The organism is Corallococcus sp. AB049A (assembly GCF_003668885.1).
GTDB lineage: Bacteria > Myxococcota > Myxococcia > Myxococcales > Myxococcaceae > Corallococcus > Corallococcus interemptor.
Genome location: NZ_RAWL01000721.1, coordinates 1 through 2,240, shown reverse-complemented (window position 1 = coordinate 2,240; position 2,240 = coordinate 1). Strand labels below are relative to the sequence as shown.

Sequence of the window (2,240 nt, the reverse complement as noted above, 5' to 3'; positions counted from 1 at the left end):
GGACAGGCCCTGCTGGCCTCCCGGGTGATAACCGTCCAGCGCCGCGTGCAGCCCGACCTGCAGGAAGGCCTTGTTCACGGGCTCCGCGAGAGGCGTCGCCACCTCCGGAGGAGGTAGCGCGGGAGGTGGAGGAGGAGGCGCGACGACCTCGCCCAGCGGCTCACCCGCGTCCACCGCGCGCAGCGCCGAGCGCACCGCCAGCGCCAGCGCCTCCGCGCCCACGGACCATGTCAGCGTCTCCGGCGCGCCCTCCACCCGCGCGGTCCGCACGAACAGGTGGCCCGTGCGAGGCGCCGCCACCGACACGCGCAGCCGCGCCCCCTCGCGCGTGAACCACAGCACCGCGCGAGCATCCCTCCTCGAGGCCGTCCGCTCGGCCTCACGCCACGCGCCGTCGGGACCCGCGTCCATGGCCGGCCCGGCCTCCGCCTCCAGCACCACCGGCAGGTCGCTGCTCTGCCCCCGCACCCGCTCCAGCAGTGCGCGGTCCTCCAGGGAGGCCACGCGCGCCACCGCCCGCCACGGGTCCGCCGCCCACGCGGTGCCGCCGAGCGCCAGCACCAGGGCCAGTCCCATCACGCGCTGCCACGCCACGGCCTCCAACACGAACATGCAGTAAAACCTACCTTCCAGGGAATTCTTCTGGAAGCTCCGCCCCGTGTGAATGGCCTGTCACGCAGGGGAGGGGGCGGCGGCATGGCGGAGTCGTCCCTTCCCGCGCGGAGCAGAAGCGGTAGGGTCGCGCGCCATGAATCGCCTCCGGGAACTGCGCTCGGTCCTGAACCTCACCGTCCTCGTGGCGGGGCTGGGCTACTTCGTGGACCTCTTCGACATCACGCTCTTCGGCGTGGTGCGCGTCGCGTCGCTGAAGGACCTGGGCCTCACGGACCCCTCGGACATCTTCCAGAAGGGGCTTTTCATCTACAACGCGCAGATGGCGGGGATGATGGTGGGCGGCCTCTTCTGGGGCCTGCTCGGGGACAAGCGCGGGCGGCTGTCGGTGATGTTCGGCTCCATCCTGCTGTACTCGGCGGCGAACCTGCTCAACCCCTTCGTCTGGGACGTGAACAGCTACGCCGCCTGCCGGTTCCTCGGGGGCCTGGGGCTCGCGGGCGAACTGGGCGCGGCCATCACGCTGGTCGCGGAGTCGCTGCCCAGGGAGAAGCGCGGCCTGGGCACCACCGTCGTCGCCACGCTGGGCATGCTGGGCGTCGTCGTCGCGGCGCTCGTCGCGCAGCACCTGCACTGGAAGACGGCCTACGTGACGGGCGGCGTGCTGGGCCTGCTGCTCCTCTTCGCGCGCTTCAAGGTCTCCGAGTCCGCCCTCTTCACGCAAAAGGCCGGACCGTCGAAGGGCAACGCGCTGCTGCTCCTCACCGGCGGCCGCTTCTCCAAGTACGTGGGCTGCATCCTCGTGGGCGTGCCCATCTACTTCACCACCGGCATCCTCTTCGTCTTCGCCCCGGAGCTGACGGCGGGCCTGCACGTGCAGGGCACGGTGACGGCGGGCGACGCCATCCTCTTCGGCAGCGTGGGCCTGACGCTGGGGGACTTCCTGTCCGGCGTGCTGAGCCAGTGGATGAAGAGCCGCAAGCGCGCCGTGGGCTTCAGCCTGTGCGCGTGGTTCGCGCTGGTGCTCGTGTACGGCCTGGTGCCGGGCCTCACCCCGGCGCTCATCTACGCGCTGACCTTCCTCATTGGCTTGAGCGTGGGCTACTGGGCGGTGCTCGTCACCATGGCGGCCGAGCAGTTCGGCACCAACATCCGCGCCACCGTCGCCACGTCCGTGCCCAACTTCGTGCGCGGCTCCGCGGTGATTGCCTCCACCGCCTTCGGCCAGCTCAAGGGCTCGCTGGGCGTGGCGCACGCTGCGCTCGCCGTGGGCGCGGTGTGCTTCGGGCTGGCGCTGGTGGCCCTGGCGCGGCTGACGGAGACCTTCCACCGCGACCTGGACTTCGTGGAGTCCTCCGGCGCCGCGAACGCCAGCGCCGGCGCGAGCACCGGCGCCTGACGGACGTCAGGCCGGCGGAGGCACCCGCAGCCGCCACGCCAGCACGCGGCCGTCCAGCCCCAGCACGAACACCAGCGGCCCGCGCACCACCGGCCGCGTGCGCAGCGGCGTGTCCGCGCGCACCGTGAACGCGGTCGTCCAGCCCGGGGCCTTGAGCGCCACCAGGTTCCCCGCGTGCCCGGACGTGGGCACCAGCAGCAGGTCCTCCAGCCCCACCTGCACCCGGCCC

1 protein-coding gene and 2 pseudogenes are annotated in these 2,240 nt (G+C 72.3%); 1 reads left to right on the top strand and 2 read right to left on the bottom strand.

Annotated elements, in window-relative coordinates; all coding sequences use genetic code 11:
• Window positions 1-612, bottom strand: a pseudogene (locus tag D7X55_RS38685) (hypothetical protein); the annotation flags it as partial.
• A gap of 136 nt (window positions 613-748) precedes the next feature.
• On the opposite strand from D7X55_RS38685, the gene D7X55_RS38680 reads away from it, so the two are divergent.
• A complete protein-coding gene (locus D7X55_RS38680; RefSeq protein WP_121725647.1) occupies window positions 749-2,011 on the top strand; it encodes an MFS transporter in 1,263 nt (420 codons plus the stop codon).
• A 6-nt stretch (window positions 2,012-2,017) separates the two neighbouring features.
• Here the strand turns inward: D7X55_RS38680 and D7X55_RS38675 are convergent.
• Window positions 2,018-2,240 (bottom strand): annotated as a pseudogene (locus tag D7X55_RS38675) (hypothetical protein); the annotation flags it as partial.